The organism is Ruegeria sp. AO1, assembly GCF_056535985.1.
The window spans coordinates 2,802,739-2,818,362 of the sequence record NZ_JBQFJC010000001.1; the positions used below are offsets into that span (position 1 = coordinate 2,802,739).

The 15,624-nt window shown below is 58.2% G+C and carries 16 protein-coding genes; 8 read left to right on the forward strand and 8 right to left on the reverse strand.

Features of this window, described 5'->3' with window-relative positions:
- The first annotated feature begins 3 nt into the window (after window positions 1-3).
- Window positions 4-474 carry a tetratricopeptide repeat protein gene (locus ACR3FB_RS13910; RefSeq protein WP_480565823.1) on the forward strand — a complete coding sequence of 157 codons (471 nt, stop codon included), beginning with the start codon at window positions 4-6 and terminating at the stop codon, window positions 472-474.
- 30 nt (window positions 475-504) lie between these two features.
- On the opposite strand, the gene ACR3FB_RS13915 is transcribed toward ACR3FB_RS13910, so the two are convergent.
- From ACR3FB_RS13915 to ACR3FB_RS13940, 6 genes are read right to left on the reverse strand one after another with little or no spacing between them, the layout of a single operon-like run.
- Window positions 505-1,566 carry a TRAP transporter substrate-binding protein gene (locus tag ACR3FB_RS13915; RefSeq protein WP_170468684.1) on the reverse strand — a complete coding sequence of 354 codons (1,062 nt, stop codon included), beginning with the start codon at window positions 1,564-1,566 and terminating at the stop codon, window positions 505-507.
- A 24-nt stretch (window positions 1,567-1,590) separates the two neighbouring features.
- The gene (locus ACR3FB_RS13920; RefSeq protein WP_480565825.1) at window positions 1,591-2,880 is read right to left on the reverse strand and encodes a TRAP transporter large permease; all 1,290 of its coding nucleotides are present in this window, start codon (window positions 2,878-2,880) and stop codon (window positions 1,591-1,593) included.
- Window positions 2,881-3,468: a TRAP transporter small permease subunit gene (locus ACR3FB_RS13925; RefSeq protein WP_170378747.1), complete on the reverse strand. Its 588-nt coding sequence runs from the start codon at window positions 3,466-3,468 to the stop codon at window positions 2,881-2,883.
- Between the two features lie 53 nt (window positions 3,469-3,521).
- Window positions 3,522-4,037, reverse strand: a complete 516-nt coding sequence (locus ACR3FB_RS13930; protein WP_480565826.1) for a flavin reductase family protein — start codon at window positions 4,035-4,037, stop codon at window positions 3,522-3,524.
- Window positions 4,037-4,927, reverse strand: coding sequence for an aldo/keto reductase (locus ACR3FB_RS13935; protein ID WP_480565828.1), 891 nt, complete (start codon window positions 4,925-4,927; stop codon window positions 4,037-4,039). Before ACR3FB_RS13935 ends, ACR3FB_RS13930 begins: the two co-directional genes overlap by 1 nt.
- The gene (locus ACR3FB_RS13940) at window positions 4,927-6,081 is read right to left on the reverse strand and encodes an LLM class flavin-dependent oxidoreductase (protein ID WP_480565829.1); all 1,155 of its coding nucleotides are present in this window, start codon (window positions 6,079-6,081) and stop codon (window positions 4,927-4,929) included. The genes ACR3FB_RS13935 and ACR3FB_RS13940 overlap by 1 nt, the downstream gene beginning before the upstream one ends.
- Window positions 6,082-6,186: 105 nt before the next feature.
- Between ACR3FB_RS13940 and ACR3FB_RS13945 the strand changes: the two genes are divergently transcribed.
- From ACR3FB_RS13945 to ACR3FB_RS13955, 3 genes are all read left to right on the forward strand, one after another.
- Entirely contained in the window at window positions 6,187-6,897 is a 711-nt protein-coding gene (locus tag ACR3FB_RS13945) for a GntR family transcriptional regulator (protein ID WP_480565830.1), read from the forward strand.
- 12 nt (window positions 6,898-6,909) lie between these two features.
- Window positions 6,910-8,007, forward strand: a complete 1,098-nt coding sequence (locus ACR3FB_RS13950; protein ID WP_480565832.1) for a Gfo/Idh/MocA family protein — start codon at window positions 6,910-6,912, stop codon at window positions 8,005-8,007.
- A 714-nt stretch (window positions 8,008-8,721) separates the two neighbouring features.
- On the forward strand, window positions 8,722-9,720 hold the full coding sequence (locus ACR3FB_RS13955; RefSeq protein WP_480565833.1) for a LacI family DNA-binding transcriptional regulator: 999 nt from the start codon (window positions 8,722-8,724) through the stop codon (window positions 9,718-9,720).
- On the opposite strand, the gene ACR3FB_RS13960 is transcribed toward ACR3FB_RS13955, so the two are convergent.
- Both ACR3FB_RS13960 and ACR3FB_RS13965 read right to left on the reverse strand, forming a co-directional pair.
- Entirely contained in the window at window positions 9,721-10,854 is a 1,134-nt protein-coding gene (locus tag ACR3FB_RS13960) for a Gfo/Idh/MocA family protein (RefSeq protein WP_480565834.1), read from the reverse strand. It lies immediately after the preceding gene.
- Window positions 10,855-10,892: 38 nt separating this feature from the next.
- Window positions 10,893-11,996, reverse strand: a complete 1,104-nt coding sequence (locus tag ACR3FB_RS13965) for a Gfo/Idh/MocA family protein (protein ID WP_480565835.1) — start codon at window positions 11,994-11,996, stop codon at window positions 10,893-10,895.
- Window positions 11,997-12,109: 113 nt separating this feature from the next.
- On the opposite strand from ACR3FB_RS13965, the gene iolC reads away from it, so the two are divergent.
- The 4 genes from iolC to ACR3FB_RS13985 all read left to right on the forward strand — a co-directional run bounded on the left by iolC (window position 12,110) and on the right by ACR3FB_RS13985 (window position 15,597).
- Window positions 12,110-13,090: a 5-dehydro-2-deoxygluconokinase gene (gene iolC / locus ACR3FB_RS13970; RefSeq protein ID WP_480565836.1), complete on the forward strand. Its 981-nt coding sequence runs from the start codon at window positions 12,110-12,112 to the stop codon at window positions 13,088-13,090.
- Window positions 13,091-13,099: 9 nt separating this feature from the next.
- The gene (locus ACR3FB_RS13975; protein ID WP_480565838.1) at window positions 13,100-13,936 is read left to right on the forward strand and encodes a 5-deoxy-glucuronate isomerase; all 837 of its coding nucleotides are present in this window, start codon (window positions 13,100-13,102) and stop codon (window positions 13,934-13,936) included.
- Window positions 13,933-14,772, forward strand: a complete 840-nt coding sequence (locus ACR3FB_RS13980) for a class II fructose-bisphosphate aldolase (RefSeq protein ID WP_425084224.1) — start codon at window positions 13,933-13,935, stop codon at window positions 14,770-14,772. Before ACR3FB_RS13975 ends, ACR3FB_RS13980 begins: the two co-directional genes overlap by 4 nt.
- A gap of 258 nt (window positions 14,773-15,030) precedes the next feature.
- The gene (locus tag ACR3FB_RS13985; RefSeq protein ID WP_480565839.1) at window positions 15,031-15,597 is read left to right on the forward strand and encodes a hypothetical protein; all 567 of its coding nucleotides are present in this window, start codon (window positions 15,031-15,033) and stop codon (window positions 15,595-15,597) included.
- The last annotated feature ends 27 nt before the right edge of the window (window positions 15,598-15,624 follow it).

Genomic DNA, 15,624 nt, shown 5'->3' on the forward strand with positions numbered 1-15,624 from the left:
CCCATGCGTCAGCTTGTTTTTGCCCTTTGCATATTTGCGTCTCCGGCTCTGGCGGAACTGGAGCAAGCGCGCGACATGATGGAAGCCGGACAGTTCGAAGCCGCGCGTGAGGAGCTTCTTCCAGCCGCTCGCTCGGGCAACGCCGAGGCTGAGGAGCTGATCGGCGTGATGCACGGGCTGGGTCTCGGGGTCGAGCAGGATTACGAGCGCGCCTTTGAATGGTATCTGCGCGCCTCGATGAAGGGGCATCCGGGGGCGCAGTCGGGCGTTGGCTGGTACTATGAATTGGGTCTGGGTATGCCCGCGCCCGATCTGGTGCGTGCCTATATGTGGTACACGCTCAGCGCTATCGGCGGCGACCCCGATGCAGCGATCAGCCTTGAGGAAGTGGTCAAGAAAATGTCGCCAGAGCAGATCGAAAGGGCGCATGTGCTGGTCAACGACTACAAAGGGTGGATGTACCCGTTTCGGTGAGGGCCGGACGCGACGCCCGGCCCTGTTCGCTTAGTTCAGATCCGCATCGCGTGAGGCGTTCACATCGGCCTCAGCCGCAGCAACTGCCTCGGTCAGCGCCGCAAAGATCTCGTCCCCGCGGGCCACGTTGGACTGGAACCAGTCATAGACTGGCGTTGCAGCCTCTTTGAAAGCGGCTTTCTGGTCAGGGGTCAGGACGTAGAGATCGCCGCCACCTGCCACGAAATCCTCATAGGCCTGAATCGACTTGCGCTTGGGCGAGGCAAAGGTGGCCTGTTGCAGCGCATAGAAACCGTCGACCACGACGCGGCGCATATCCTCAGGCATCTCCTGGAACTTGGCGTTGTTCATCCACCACAGTGCGCCCATATAGGCGTGGCCGTCCAGCGTGACATATTGCAGACCCGCGTCGGGGAATTTCATGCCCATGATGTCGGTGATGCCGTTCTTGGAGCCTTCGACCACGCCGGTCTGAAAGCTTGTGAACAGTTCCGGCCACGGGATCGGAGTCGGCGACGCGCCCAAGGCTTTGACCAGCTCCTGCGGCAGGTCGGCGACCACAGTGCGGATCTTCAGACCTTCCATATCGGCAGGCTCGGCGATGCGACGCTGGGTGTTGGCGAAGTTGCGCCAGCCGCCGGTGTTGCCAATGGTCATCAAGCGGATCGCGCCGCCCGAGTCCTCCAGCGCCATGTTGCGCATGGTGCGGGTGAAATCACCCGACAGAACATGCTCGGCAATGCGGTCATCAGCCATCAGGTAAGGCAGGTCCAGAACCTGCACGTAAGGAAAGATGCCCGAGGCCCCGCCCGAGGTGGAGATATAGATGTCGATCGTGCCATCGGCCACGCCTTGCAGGCATTCCGCGCCGTTCGAACAAAGTTGGGTGCCGATGAACAGCTCGACCTCAATCGCGCCGTTCGAGGCGGCCTCGACATAGTTCTTGAAGACAATCAGACCATCATAGTCTTCGTCATTTTCGTTCGAGTTGGCAGTGGCGCGCAGCGTGTAGTCGGCGGCTGTGGCGGCCATAGCGGACGCGGCCACGAGCGATGTGGCCACCGCTGCGGTTTTGATAAAATCTCTGAGCATGCGTTTCCTCCCTATGGAACTCAGTTAGTTTGCAAATCCCGTTATCCTCGGGATCGTCATGGATAGTGCGGGGATATAGGTGATCAGGAAGATCACTATGATTTCAACGGCCAGGAACGGCAGGATCGCCTTGGCGATGGTTTCGACCCGCTCGCGCGACACGGCGGCGGCCACGAACAGCACCAAGCCCATTGGAGGTGTGGCGAGGCCGACGGTCAGGTTGACGCTCATGATGATGGCGAAGTGGATCGGGTCGACGCCGAGGCTGGTGAAGATCGGACCAAGGATCGGACCAAGGATGATGATCGCGGGTCCTGCATCCAAAAACATGCCGACGATGAACAGTAGCAGGTTGATCAGGAACAGCAGGATCAGCGGGTTCTCCGACAAGCTGAGGATCAGCGAGGCCAGTTGTTCCGGCGCATGGCTGAGGCTGACAACCGTCTTGAACGCCATCGCCGCGCCGACCAGCAGAAGGACGACGGCGGAAGTCATGCCTGCGTTGCTGAGCACCTCGGGCACTTCTTTCCATGTCAGCGTGCGCAGGACGAAGAAGCCGATGATGAAGGCGTAGCCCACGGCGACGGCGGCAGCCTCGGTTGGTGTGAAGATACCGCCCAGAATACCGCCCAGAATGATCACGGGTGTCATGAGCGGGAAGAAGGCTTTCAGGCTGGCCTGACGCCGTTCGGGCCATGTGTATTTTCGGCTGGCCACCGGGAAGTCATAACGGTCGGCCATGAGTTTGATCATCAGCATCAGGCCAACGCCGACCATCACGCCCGGCACGATGCCCGCAAGGAACAGCGCGGCGACGCTTTCGCCCATGACATAGGCGTAGATGATCATGATGCCCGAAGGTGGGATAATCGGTCCGATCACCGAACTGGCCGCCGTGATCGCGGCGGCGAATTTGCGGGTGTAGCCCTGTTTCTCCATCGCCGGGATCAGCATCGACCCAAGCGCCGAGGTATCCGCCACGGCGGACCCCGAGAGGCCCGCGAAGAGGATCGAGCTGAGGACGTTCACATGCGCAAGACCGCCGCGCAGGTGGCCCATCAGGGCCTGGCTGAACTCGACCAAGCGGATGGTGATGCCGCCGCGGTTCATCAGCTCTCCGGCGAGCATGAAAAAGGGGATCGCCATCAGCGGGAAGCTGTCAATCCCGTTATAGACATTCCGATAGAGCAACGTGATGTCGTTGGTCTGGCCGTTCAGCCAAAGAAGGATACCGGGCGCGGCCAAAAGGGCGAAAAAGACCGGCAGGCCGATCAGCAGGAAAACCAGGAAGGTGGGCAGGAACCAGATCAGCATTTATTCGGCCCCCACTGCCGCGTCAGGAATTTCGGGCAACAGGTGACCCCCGCCCAGCAGAGTGATGAAGGATCGCAGGATCAGCTCGATATTCACCGAAATCAGAAGGATGATCCCCACCAGCAACGAGGCCATCATCCAACTGCGGGGGATGCGGTACCATTCGTCGAACCCGAAAGAGGTGGGCAGGTACAGCGCGGCGGTGGCGAATCTGCCGCCAAAGCCAGTGACCTCAGACCAGCCGATATTGACCGCGACCAGCAAGACGGCGAGCGAAATCAGCAGCAGGAATAGGTTCAGCGATTGGCCGATCAAGCGCGGCAGAAAGCGCTCCAGCATATCAATGGCCACAAAGCCGCCACGCCGGAACGCGGTGGGGGCCATAAGGCCGGTCATCCACAACATGCAAAACCGCGCAGCCTCATCCGGCCAAGGCAAAGCATTGCCTAGCACGTATCGGAAGAACACCTGTATCAGGATTGCGATCACCATGAGTGCAATCGCAACAACACCAACTGCGCGGCCCAGACGCAGCACGGTTTCGTTCACGAATGCAATCGGTGCAAGCACCGATGCCAGTCCGCTCATGCGGATCCTCCCTTGTTCAGCCGCGGGTATGTCCCGCGGTCGTCAAATCGCGCTTAGTGCTGCGCGAATTGGCCGAGTTTCCCGGCGTAAAAGGTCAACGCGTCTCCGTCCGCCATGCTGGCCTTAAGAACCTTTCCCACCACAATAACGTGATCGCCCGCATCGTGATACGCGTGTTGTTCACATTCGAACCGCGCCAGGCAGTCCGGTAGGATCGGCGTTCCGTTTTCGCACCGCTCATGCTTGATGTCCCGCAGGGCAAAGGCGTCTTTAGAACAGCCAAAGCACAGCTCGGCCTGTTCCGAGGACAGCACATGCACGCTGAAATGGCGGGCGTTGTGGAAATAGGGGAAGCGGCGCGAGTTGCGGTCGCCAGCCCACATGATTAAGGGCGGGTCCAATGACAGCGACGAAAAGCTGTTGGCCGTAATGCAGACCGGCCCGTCCGCGCTGTCGCAGGTGACGATCGTGACACCGGTCGCAAAACGCCCGAAAGCGTCGCGCAGAGTGCGGGTGTCGTCCTTATGCGGAACGAAGGTGTGGGTCATGTCCTTTGAGATTGCATTCATCATGGCACCTCATGGCCCAGCGCCGCCTCATAGAGGCGGTACCAGCTTTCACGATCCAGTTTGACTTTCAACGCGTCCGAGGCACGTTTAATCCGGCCCAGATTGTTGGTGCCCAGAACCGGCAGGATGTTGGCTGGATGCGCCAACAAGAAGGCCACGGCAACGGCGGCGCGATCCACGCCGAACTCGGCTGCGATTTCATCCGCGACAACGCCCACCGGCGGGTTTCCGGCCATCAACAAACCGCCGCCCAGCGGAGACCACGCCATCAGTGGGTGGCCATGTTGCTGATGAAATGCCAGATCGCCATTGGTGAAGGGGCTGATCTCACCCAGAGAGACCTCGATCTGGTTGGTGACCAGTTGGGTTTTCATCGCCGATTGCAGCAGGGACCAATCCCAAGGCCGGAAGTTCGAAACGCCGACCGCGCCGACTTTGCCGCTGGCGACGACCTCGTCCAGAGCCGCTCCGGTCTCATGGTGGTCCATCATGGGATCAGGGCGGTGAATCAACAGCAGGTCGATATGGTCAATCGCCATTTCGGACAGGGACGTGTCCACCGATTTCACGATATGCGCGCGCGAGGTGTCATAGTATTTCACCTTGGCGTCTGCATAACGGCCACAGGGCGCGACGATGTCGCATTTGGTAACGATCTCCATTCGCCGGCGCAGACCGGGATTGGCGCGCAGGGCATTGCCCAGAACCGCCTCGGCCCCATAGTCGCCATAGATATCGGCCTGATCGAAGGTGGTGATACCCTGATCCAGACAGGCCTGAATCTTGGCTTCGACATGCGCCGCCGATGTGTCTGCATCGTCGCCCAAGCGCCACATGCCATAGACAAGGCGGCTCATTTCCAGCGAGTCAGATAGTTTCACACGTTGCATCAGCGACGAACTCCGTTGCCCAGCGGGGTCGCCGGGGTAGTTGCAGGCACGCGCCCATAAGCTTCGGGCAGCGAACAGGTTTTCAGGTTGGGCAGCACGCGGGCGCCGAAATGTTTGGCTTCGTCAATGTGCGGATAGCCCGAAAAGATGAAGGCGCGGATGCCCATCTTTTGGTATTCTTCAATCTTGCTCATAACCTGATCGGTCGACCCGACCAACGCTGCGCCACAGCCAGACCGCGCACGGCCAACGCCGGTCCAGAGACCGGGTTCGACATAACCATATTCATCGGCCAGATCACGGTTCTTGGCCTGATGCGCCACGCCGAGAGAGGTCGAGTCCAGCGCCCGTTCGCGGATTGCACGACCATATTCGTCATCCAGCTTCGAGACGATGAAATCCGCATATTCCTGCGCCTCGGCCTCGGTATCGCGCACGATCATGTGCACACGCAAACCGTAGTCCAGCGTGCGGTTGTAGTTCTCGGCGACCGCATGAACGGCCTTCATCCGCTCGGCAAGTTGGTCCTTGGTTTCTGGCCACATCAGGTAGACGTCGCAATGCTCGCCGCACAAGTCCAGCGCAGAGGGGGAATAACCACCGAAATAGAGCAGCGGCCCTCCAACCTGGTATGGCTTGGCCGGGTCAGTGGTCAGACCTGAGAAGTTATAGACCTCGCCTGCATGATTGATCTCGTCCTGCGTCCAGGCTTGCTTCAGAATCTCTACCACTTCGCGCGAGCGCTGATAGCGGAACGCGCTGTCAGCTTTCTCACCGGGAAAGTCGGAGGAGATGATGTTGACCGTCAACCGCCCGTTCAGCATGTGATCCAGCGTCGCAATGGTGCGGGCCAGCATGATCGGTTGCATCTCGCCACAGCGTACAGCGGCCAGCAGGTTGATCCGGTCGGTGATTGGGGCGCAGCCCGCGACAAAGCTAAGCGTGTCCTGACCGACCTGATAGGAGGACGGGCATAGGATGTTGCGGAAGCCCTGCGCTTCGGCCTCTTTCACGATGCCGGAACAATGCTCCCAACTTGACCGCAGGTCGCCATCGGGTACGCCAAGGAACTGGTAGTCATCGGAACACAGCGCGGCAAACCACGAAACTTCGGCCGCATCCAGATCGGGGGATGTGATGGGGACGATGCTCATTTGATTCACGCTCCGTACATCTTTGACTTTCCTCTTGCGTAGCAATCGCTTTGATGTAGATCAATAGTGTATCAATTTCTCCTGCGACCGAGTGAAGCGTCTGCCGTGCCTGCCTCCAACCGAAACCCCAATGCCCTGCCGGTATATATTCAGATCGCGGAACTTCTGATCCGCGACATCGCTGCCGGGCGTCTTATTGATGGTGAGCGTTTGCCGCCCGAGCGTGAGATGGCGGCGGAGTTGAATGTCTCGGTTGGAACGCTCCGAAAATCGCTCTCGGAGCTAGAAAAAAAGGGGATGTTGGAGCGTATCCAGGGCTCAGGCAACTACATCCGCGAAACCGGCACACAAAATAGCGTCTATGCAATGTTCAGGCTGGAACTACCTGAAGGTGGAGGCCTGCCACGTGCGGATATCCTTTCAGTTGACCATCTGAAGAAGCCCGTCGATCTGCCGAAATTCGGGGCTTCTGATGCCGGTTCGCGCGTCCGGAGGATGCGCTACCTGAATGATACAATCATCGCAGTCGAGGAAATTTGGCTAGACGAATCAGCGGGCCTGATCGACCAGAGCCTACTCTCCGACTCACTCTATCGCTATTATCAGCGCCAATTGGGCTTTTGGATCGCAAGAGCCGAAGACAGAGTCTCGGTCCAGCCGCTACCGGACTGGACACCTCCTGACTTCACCAAACCCGCGGGCCAATCGGTAGGCTACATCGAGCGGTTCAGCTGGTCGGAAAACGCCGAACCCGTTGAATTCTCAAAAACATGGTTCGACCCAGATCGGGCCAACTACGTACAACGTTTGAAGTAAAAGGAATCGCACATGACCCGGACCATCAATTACGGGCTGATTGGATGCGGCATGATGGGGCAAGAGCACCTGCACAACATCGGATTGCTGGAAGGCACCAATGTAGCAGCGATCTTTGAGCCCGATCCAGAAATGGCAAATGCCGCCAAGGCAATTGCGCCAAATGCGGCCATGGTGGGTTCCCTACAAGCGCTTCTGGCGATTGAAGAACTGGACTGCGTCGTCATTGTAAGCCCAAACCACCTTCATGTGGACCAGATTTGCGAGATCGCTGAAACACGTCCGCTTCCGCTTTTGGTGGAAAAACCATTGTTCACCGACCCGCAAGACGGGGCCCGTCTCGAGCAGTTGCAGAGCGATTACCCTCACCCGATTTGGGTTGCGATGGAATACCGGTACATGCCCCCAGTTGCTGCTCTGATCGAGAAGGCTCAGGTGACAGGTGGTATTAAAATGCTATCGATCCGCGAGCATCGTTTTCCGTTCCTGGACAAGGTCGGCCACTGGAACCGCTTCAACCGCAATACTGGCGGTACTTTCGTCGAAAAATGCTGCCACTTCTTCGACCTCATGCGTCTAATATTGCAATCCGACCCGGTACGCATAACGGCAAGTGGTGGGCAGGCAGTGAACCATTTGGACGAGAGCTACGATGGTCAAACCCCAGATATTCTGGATCACGGCTATGTTCTTGTGGATTTTGCCTCGGGTGCGCGCGCGATGTTGGAACTCTGCATGTTTGCCGAAGGCTCTCGCTATCAGGAAGAGATATCAGCCGTCGGACCAGACGCTAAAATCGAAGCGCTGGTTCCAGGACCGGTGCGCTTTTGGCAGGATCACTTGGGCGCTCCTCCACCTCCGCGCGTAATCGTGAGTCCGCGCAATCCCAAAGGCCCCGTATCAATGGACGTTCCAGTGGACCCGAACCTATTGGCGGCTGGTGATCATAATGGGTCGACCTACTATCAGCACAAAGGTTTCTTGGCCGTGCTTCGTGGCGAAAAAGCTCAACCAGAAGTGAGTTTGAACGACGGCCTCTGGGCGGTCAGAATGGGACAAGCGGCGCAACGGGCAATAGAAACCGGCGAAACGGTGTACATGGTCGATTGAACGGATTCAAAAACACGGGCGCGTGTTGCAGCCCCTAAAAGGCCCCATATCGCTCGAGTTTATGTCAGACATCACCAATCGATTTGGCAAAGGGCCATTTATGGCGACTGTGCAAGCCTGCGTTTGCGCAGTCCTACTTGGATGCTCCGCTAGACTTTTTGTCTTGCCTTCCCTGCTGCGAACGGCCGCCTTTCATGATCGAGTGAGTTGCTCTTGCGGATGCAGCTCAGGTCCGCTTGCCCCGGACAAACCGAAACACCTTTCTTCTGTGTTGGCGTCTAAGCTCCAATTAAACCAGTGCCTAACATGATGACGATGTCGTGCAACTTGCGATACCGGCGACGAACCTGTTCGATCGTCCGATGGCCCTTTCGGTTATACCCACGTACCCAGCATCGGGATCGAGATTAAATGTCGCGCTCTTAATCAGGATACGGAATGGTTGGATACATAGCCTGATCTTCGGTCACTAGAACCATTGTGTAGTCGGTTGCACAACTACGGTACCCTACTTAAGCAATGCGCTCGCATAGATTCGTTGGGGGTTCGTGTCTCTCATCACCCAAGATACCTCATTAGAAAGATGCGACTCCTCGCCCGACCTTCCTGTGGCATTGTTGCAACCGGTTGCAGCAATGCGGTCTTGGTGCATAATACGGGCACCATGATACTATCCAGCGACTTCCCCGCCCAATTGCCTGCAAGGTACCTGCCATGAGCGTCACCCTCAAAGATGTCGCTGCACTGGCGGGTGTGTCGCGATCAGCCGTTTCGCGCACTTTTACCGAAGGGGCTTCGGTTTCAGCCAAAACCCGCAGTAAGGTGGAAAAAGCCGCGAAAGAGCTGGGCTATAGCCCCAATGCGCTGGCCTCGTCGCTGACAACCGGGCGGACCAAGCTGATCGGGCTGATCTCGAACAACTTCCACAACCCGATCTTTTTGGAGGTGTTCGACCAGTTCACCCGCGCTCTGCAAGAACGAGGGCTGCGTCCTTTGATCGTGAACCTGACTGATGAGACCGAGCCTGCCAATTCCGTCCGGATGTTGCGGCAATACTCGGTCGATGCGGTCATTGTCGCCTCATCGACCTTGCCGCCGAGCTTTGCCAAGGCTTTCCACGATGCCGGGGTTCCGGTGGTGCATACATTTGGCCGCTCGGCCACCTCGCCCGAGGTGCATGTGGTCGGGATCGACAACGTGGAATGCGGGCGTATGGCTGCGCGAGAACTGGTGGCGCGTGAGTACACACGCGTCGGGTATCTTGGGGGGCCGAAGGATGCGACCTCGGCCATGGACCGGTATCGAGGGTTCATCGAGGAAACCGCGCAATATGCGAACCTCGAGGTATCCTATTCCTTCGCGCAGAACTACTCATTCGATGCTGGCAGGGCCGAGATGCTGCGGCTGTTGGGGGAAACCCCGGCCGAGGGGTATTTCTGCGGCGATGACATCCTGTCCATTGGCGCGCTGTCGGCCCTCAAGGATCATGGGCTGACGCCAGGGCGCGACATCGGCGTCATCGGCCTGAACGATATGGAAATGGCCCGTTGGGAAAGCGTCGACCTGACCACCATTCACCAGCCGATCAAACAGATCATCAACGCCTCGGTGGATCTGGTCGAGGAGATGTTGAAAGAGCCTCAGAGATACCCTGAGGCCCGTATTTTCCCATGTCGGGTGATCGAGAGAGGCACGCTGCGACCACGTCCATGATTAACGGAACATTGGCGGACGAGCGTCTTTCCACGCGCCGTCCTCTTTGCCTGACGCGACGGCGGCATGAACGGCGGCGATCGAACGCACACCGTCTGAGGCGCCGGGCAGACCGTCGCGGGCCTCACCCCGGATCGCATCGGCCAGATCGCAATAGATATTGGCCACGGCTAGAGGGAAGCCCTCGGGGTGGGCGATGGCCACGCGCGACAGTCGTTGCACTTCGTCATGCAGACCACCTTCGCCCTTTTCGATGATCTGGGTGCGCCCTCCGACTGGGGTGTAGATCAATTGGTTGGGCTGCTCGGACGCCCAGCGCAGACCGCCGGTTTCGCCAAACACTTGAATGTCGAACCCGTGTTGCCGCCCGATCGCAACGGACGACGTCCACAGGCGACCAACCGTGCCGCCTTCGGTGCGGAAATTGATCATCGCGTCATCTTCCAGCTCGCGGCTGGAAATGGTCGAGGCCATATCGGCGGACAGCGATTTCACCTGATCATCGCAGACAAAACTGGCCATATGCAGCGCATGAATGCCGCAATCGGCGAATTGGCCCGAGACACCCGCCATCGCGGGATCATAGCGCCAGCGGACCCGAGGGTTATCGGCATCCGTCGAATCGCCATGATGGCCATGGCTGAAATTGGTCACGACCAACCGCACCTTGCCGATATCTCCTGCCCGCACCATCGCACGGGCCTGCCGGACCATCGGATAGGCCGAGTAGCAGTAGTTCACCGCGCATATCTTGCCCGAGGCCTCGGCCACGCGCACGATCTCTTCGCCCTCTTCGACCGTCATGGTCATGGGCTTTTCGCACAGGACATTGAAGCCAGCCTCTAGAAACGCTTTGGCGATTTCGAAATGGGTGGAGTTCGGCGTGGCAATCGTGACCAGATCAATCCTGTCGGGGCGGTCTTTTTCGCCTGCCAGCATGTCCTGCCAGCTGCCATAGGCGCGGTCGGCGTTGATACCCAACCGCTGAGCATATTCACGGCCCACCTCGGGCCGGTGATCCAGAGCGCCGGCTGCGAACTCGAACATCCCGTCCGCCTGCGCGCCCAACCGATGGGCAGGTCCGATCTGGCTGCCTTCGCCGCCGCCAATCATGCCCCATTTCAGCTTTGCCATGGTCTTTGTCTCTCTTCAATTTTACGCAGCTAGAGCGATCAGAAATCGCTGATATCTTTCCACTGGCGCTGGTCCGACGAGGCCAGCGCAGCAGCCAGCACCCGGTTGACCTCATGCCCATCGCGGAAGGTGGGCCAGATCGGATTGCCGGTGTGAATGGCCTGCAGGAAATCCTTGGCCTCGATGATGATCTGGTCCTGATAGCCGGTACCGTGACCGGGGCCCTGGCAGAAGGGCTCATAATCCGGATGGGCAGGGCCGGTCAGGATCTTGGTGAAGCCACGCTGCCCTTCCGGCCCTTCGCGGCGATAGAGCCAGAGGGCGTTCTGATCTTCCTGATCGAACCGGATTGCGCCCTTGGTGCCCGAGATCTCATAGGCATAACCCATCTTGCGGCCTGTCGCGACGCGGCTGAAATAGAGGTTGCCCATCACACCGTTTTCAAAGCGGCACATCATCTGGGCATGGTCGTCATTAGTAACCTCCCCGCCCGGGCGCGTGCGATGAACGGTTTCGACATCGGCCATAACCTGCGAAATTGGGCCGATCAGTGCCAACGCGCCGTTCACCATATGCGGTGCCAGATCTCCGATCGTGCCGTTGGCCATGCCGGTCGTGCGCCACGTGGCGGGGGCGTCGGGGTCGGCATAGAAATCCTCGGTATGTTCACCGCGAAACCAGGTGATGTCGCCGATCTCGCCGTCTGCAATCAGCTTGCGTGCATATTGGCTGGCAGGGGTGCGGATATAGTTGAAACCCACCATGTTGACCACGCCGGCAGCCTCAGCCGCGCGCGTCATTGCCTGACTGTCCTCGAGTGATGCGCCCAAGGGTTTTTCGCACAGGACCGGCTTGCCCATGGCAAAGGCCGCCTCGGCGATCTGGCGGTGCGTTTCCTGAGGCGATGCGATGACAATCGCTTCGACCTTCGGATCCTCAAGCAGAGCGCGCCAATCGTCGGTCGCGCGCTGGAACCCATAGGCCGCACGGTATCGTTCGGCACTTTCAGTGGACGAGGCGCAAATCACCTCGAGCTGCGGACGCAGATCAGTGTTGAACACAGCGCCCACGGCGGACATGGCAACAGAATGCGCCTTGCCCATATAGCCGCCACCAACAATTCCAATTCCGATTTCAGGCATCTGTCGCGGCTCCGAACATACTATTTGCAACCGGTTGCAAAATCAGTATCGTGTGAATCGATTCAACGCAAGGTCCAAACTTTGCCGACGACGTTACGCCGGAGGAACATTACGTGAGCGCTTTGGTCGAGGGCATCAAAGGAAATCGGTTTGCGGTTTTCGGTCGTGCCGGAATGGATATGTTTGCCGATCCAATCGGCGTCAAAAGCGAGGATGCCGACACATTCCATGCCGATCTGGGCGGGTCCTCGGCCAATATTTGCGCGGGTCTGGTCAAGCTCGGCAGTCAGGCATCATTGGTTACCTCGGTATCGGACGATGCAGTTGGTCGATTCTGTCTGAACCGCCTGCAGCACTACGGTGTCGACACCTCTTTCATCCGCGTTGTCGGCGGTGAGTTCCGCATATCCCTGGCGATTTATGAAAGCCGGATCGAGAATTTTCAGAACGTTATATACCGCAATGGGGCAGTCGATTTCCAAGTCACCGAAGAGGACATGGACCGGATCGATTATTCGGCATTCTCAGCCGTGATATCCGCCGGAACTGTCTTTGCAGCGGAACCGTCACGCAGCGCCACGTTTCGGGCTTTTGACAATGCCCGCGCCGCAGGGTTGCCAATAATTTTCGATATCGACTATCGCCCTTATAGCTGGCCATCGCCCGAAGCGGCGGCCGATGTCCTGTCCCGGGCCGGAGAGGCCAGCGACCTGATTGTCGGCAATGACGAGGAATTCGGCTTCATGGCCGGCGGTATCGAAAAAGGGTTCGCAAAGGCCAAAGAATTGGCCGAAAAGCCGGGCCGCATCGTCATATACAAGATGGGTGAAAAAGGTGCCGTTACGATGATGGACGGCCATGAGATTCACACGGGCATCTACCCGGTTACCGCAGTCAAACCCAACGGAGCAGGGGACAGCTTTATGGCAGGTTTGCTGGCCTCTGTCGCTGCTGGCTATTCGCTAGAAGAAGCCGTCATGCGCGGCTCGGCCTGTGCATCCATTGTGGTTTCGAAACCCGGATGCGCCCCCGCCATGCCCACAACGCCCGAGCTGGATGCGTTTCTGGCCGACCACCCCGGCCCGACCAAATAGGAGGCCCCCATGCACATCGCGCCCCATGACAACCAAAACAAAGCCATCGTCGATGTCGACGACCCGCTGGTTCCGCTGAACTATTTCAACATCGTCAAACTCAAGCGCGGCGAGGCGTTCGAATACCAGGTGCCGGGCTATGAGACCTGCATCGTCCCCGCCACCGGCTCCGTGGATGTTGACGTCGAAGGCGTGCAATTCGCCAAACTGGGCAACCGGGGCGAGGACGTTTGGGATGGTGAGCCAGAGGGCGTCTATGTCCCGGTTGGCGCCAAAACACAGCTGGTCTGCTTGTCGGACGAGGCCGAGGTTTTCATCGCCGGGGCCAAGTATGACAAGGTTTTGGACCCGTTCGATGTACGCGAGCATGACCTTGTGCAATACGGCAGCGACGACACCAAAACGCATCGCAAGATCAAACATATCCTGGGTCAAAAACAACAGGATAAGGTCGGCCGCCTTTTGGTGAGTGAGCTGTTCACCGTTGGTCAGGGCGGCTGGTCAGGCTTTCCCAGCCACAAACACGACACCAACCGCCTGCCGGACGAGACGCGCCACGACGAGACTTATAACTTCCGCTTCAAACCCAACTGGGGCTCGGGCCTGCAGATGTTGCAGCGCGAAGACAATGAACCGGGTGATGCCTATCACATCGTCGATGGCTCGACCGTTTGTATCGACAAGGGCTATCATCCCTGCTGCGTGTTGCCAGGTTATGAGATGTATTATTTCACCATCCTCGGCGGGCTGACGCAGCGATCGTTGGTGCAGTATTTCCAACCCACCCATGCCTATCAGGTCGAGACGATTCCGGGCATTAAAGACATGATCGCGAAGTTTAAATGACCCTCGTCACCCTGAAAGACGTCCTGCAACCTGCCTATGAACAGGGCTATGCCGTCGGCGGTTTGGTAACCCTGGGCTGGGAGGACATGCGCGCCTATGTGGCCGCCGCCGAGGCCGAAAACGCACCGATCATCCTGCAAGCCGGTCCCAGCTGTCGCGAACACACGCCCCTGCCCATCCTTGGTAAAATGTTCCGCCATCTGGCCGAGGGGGCCTCGGTCCCCGTGGTGGCGCATTTGGACCATGGTTACACGTATGAGGACTGCAAGATCGCGTTGGACAGCGGATTTACGTCGCTGATGTTCGACGGGTCGCGCAAGCCGCTGCAGCAGAATATCGACGAGACCGCCGCCATAGCCGAAATGGCCCATGCGGCTGGGATTTCCTGTGAAGGTGAGATCGGTTTTGTCGGCTATTCCGGCGGAGAAGGCTCGAACGGAACTGACCCGGAGGAAGCCGCGCAATTTGCTCGAAAAACAGGCGTGGATGCGATGGCGATCTCGGTCGGGAATGTCCACCTGCAGCAGAACAAAGAAGGCGGTCTTGACGAAGACCGGATCGCTCGGATCGACGCGCTGACCGAGGTGCCGCTGGTGATCCACGGAGGCTCGGGCGTGCCGGTCGAGCAGCGCACGCGCTTGGCCAAAGGCACCTCGATCTGCAAATTCAACATCGGGACCGAACTGCGCATGGCCTTTGGCAACGCTCTTCGCGACGCCGTTAACGCCGACCCTGAGCGGTTCGACCGCGTGACCATCCTGAAAGAGACCCACGACCCGGTCGAAGCTGCTGCCCGTACCGTGATCCGCGCCTTTGGCGCGCCGCCGCAGGTATAGCTCGATCTAGATGTGAATGGCTACGTAGCTTAACCCTGCGCCTAGATAGATTGCCTTTCTCAGGCAGCGTTTGTGTATCTAGTAGTAAAGCGGCCCTTCGGCCAGCATGCGGTGAAAGAAGAAAAAGAGCCCTCAATACCGAATACTGCATATCGACTAAATGTCCGCTATGTGTTCTGGAGGTGCAATCGAGTGGGCCAACTTGGGCTCGAAGGCAACTCTGGAATTGCAGGGTACGTGGAGAAGCGGGATAGCGTTATGGCTCAGCAAAGTAAACGCATCGTACCTCAACCCAAGAAACTCGTATGTACCCCCCAGAACCACCGAACAACTGGAGGTCTGGAGTTCTGGTATGAGCACGAAAGCAAACGGATCGCTACGTCAAACCCTAGTGTATCGTTGAATTTTGTCAGAACCGGCGGAATGGAAGCGGTATTGTATTTGTTTTTAAAATTGGACGGTCTGAGTATTCAGATCGGTCAAAAGGGAGGCAGACCGTTCCCTCCCAGCGTTTATCAGGGGCCTAAGCGAGAAACGACTTGGGAAATAGGCTCTCTTGGTATGCCACTCTATTTCGATACATTGGCACAAACGCATACGTCACGCCACGTCCGCAACCCATCCCACCGCTTTGAGCCTGTTGCTCTTGACGAGCATTTTATCTCAATCGAGCAGCAAGAGGACGCGATAGCTTTTCTGAAAGAAGCTCTCGCAAAATACTCTGGGGAATGGATCGGTGCATGCCGAGGAGAGGAACAACACGCAAAGGTATACTTACGCCCAGAGTTAGAAGAACAGCTAGCGGCTGGGCAGTTCTTGAAATGAAATACTCGCCGGCAAAGCTGTCATTGG

Bases quoted from the DNA above. Each gene is read 5' to 3' on its own strand.
- ACR3FB_RS13910 (WP_480565823.1), top strand. From the start codon at position 4: ATGCGTCAGCTTGTTTTTGCCCTTTGCATATTTGCGTCTCCGGCTCTG.
- ACR3FB_RS13955 (WP_480565833.1), top strand. From the start codon at position 8,722: ATGAGCGTCACCCTCAAAGATGTCGCTGCACTGGCGGGTGTGTCGCGA.
- ACR3FB_RS13915 (WP_170468684.1), bottom strand. From the start codon at position 1,566: ATGCTCAGAGATTTTATCAAAACCGCAGCGGTGGCCACATCGCTCGTG.
- ACR3FB_RS13935 (WP_480565828.1), bottom strand. From the start codon at position 4,927: ATGCAACGTGTGAAACTATCTGACTCGCTGGAAATGAGCCGCCTTGTC.
- ACR3FB_RS13980 (WP_425084224.1), top strand. From the start codon at position 13,933: ATGACCCTCGTCACCCTGAAAGACGTCCTGCAACCTGCCTATGAACAG.
- ACR3FB_RS13960 (WP_480565834.1), bottom strand. From the start codon at position 10,854: ATGGCAAAGCTGAAATGGGGCATGATTGGCGGCGGCGAAGGCAGCCAG.
- ACR3FB_RS13950 (WP_480565832.1), top strand. From the start codon at position 6,910: ATGACCCGGACCATCAATTACGGGCTGATTGGATGCGGCATGATGGGG.
- ACR3FB_RS13985 (WP_480565839.1), top strand. From the start codon at position 15,031: ATGGCTCAGCAAAGTAAACGCATCGTACCTCAACCCAAGAAACTCGTA.
- ACR3FB_RS13975 (WP_480565838.1), top strand. From the start codon at position 13,100: ATGCACATCGCGCCCCATGACAACCAAAACAAAGCCATCGTCGATGTC.
- ACR3FB_RS13940 (WP_480565829.1), bottom strand. From the start codon at position 6,081: ATGAGCATCGTCCCCATCACATCCCCCGATCTGGATGCGGCCGAAGTT.
- ACR3FB_RS13965 (WP_480565835.1), bottom strand. From the start codon at position 11,996: ATGCCTGAAATCGGAATTGGAATTGTTGGTGGCGGCTATATGGGCAAG.
- ACR3FB_RS13925 (WP_170378747.1), bottom strand. From the start codon at position 3,468: ATGAGCGGACTGGCATCGGTGCTTGCACCGATTGCATTCGTGAACGAA.
- ACR3FB_RS13930 (WP_480565826.1), bottom strand. From the start codon at position 4,037: ATGAATGCAATCTCAAAGGACATGACCCACACCTTCGTTCCGCATAAG.
- ACR3FB_RS13920 (WP_480565825.1), bottom strand. From the start codon at position 2,880: ATGCTGATCTGGTTCCTGCCCACCTTCCTGGTTTTCCTGCTGATCGGC.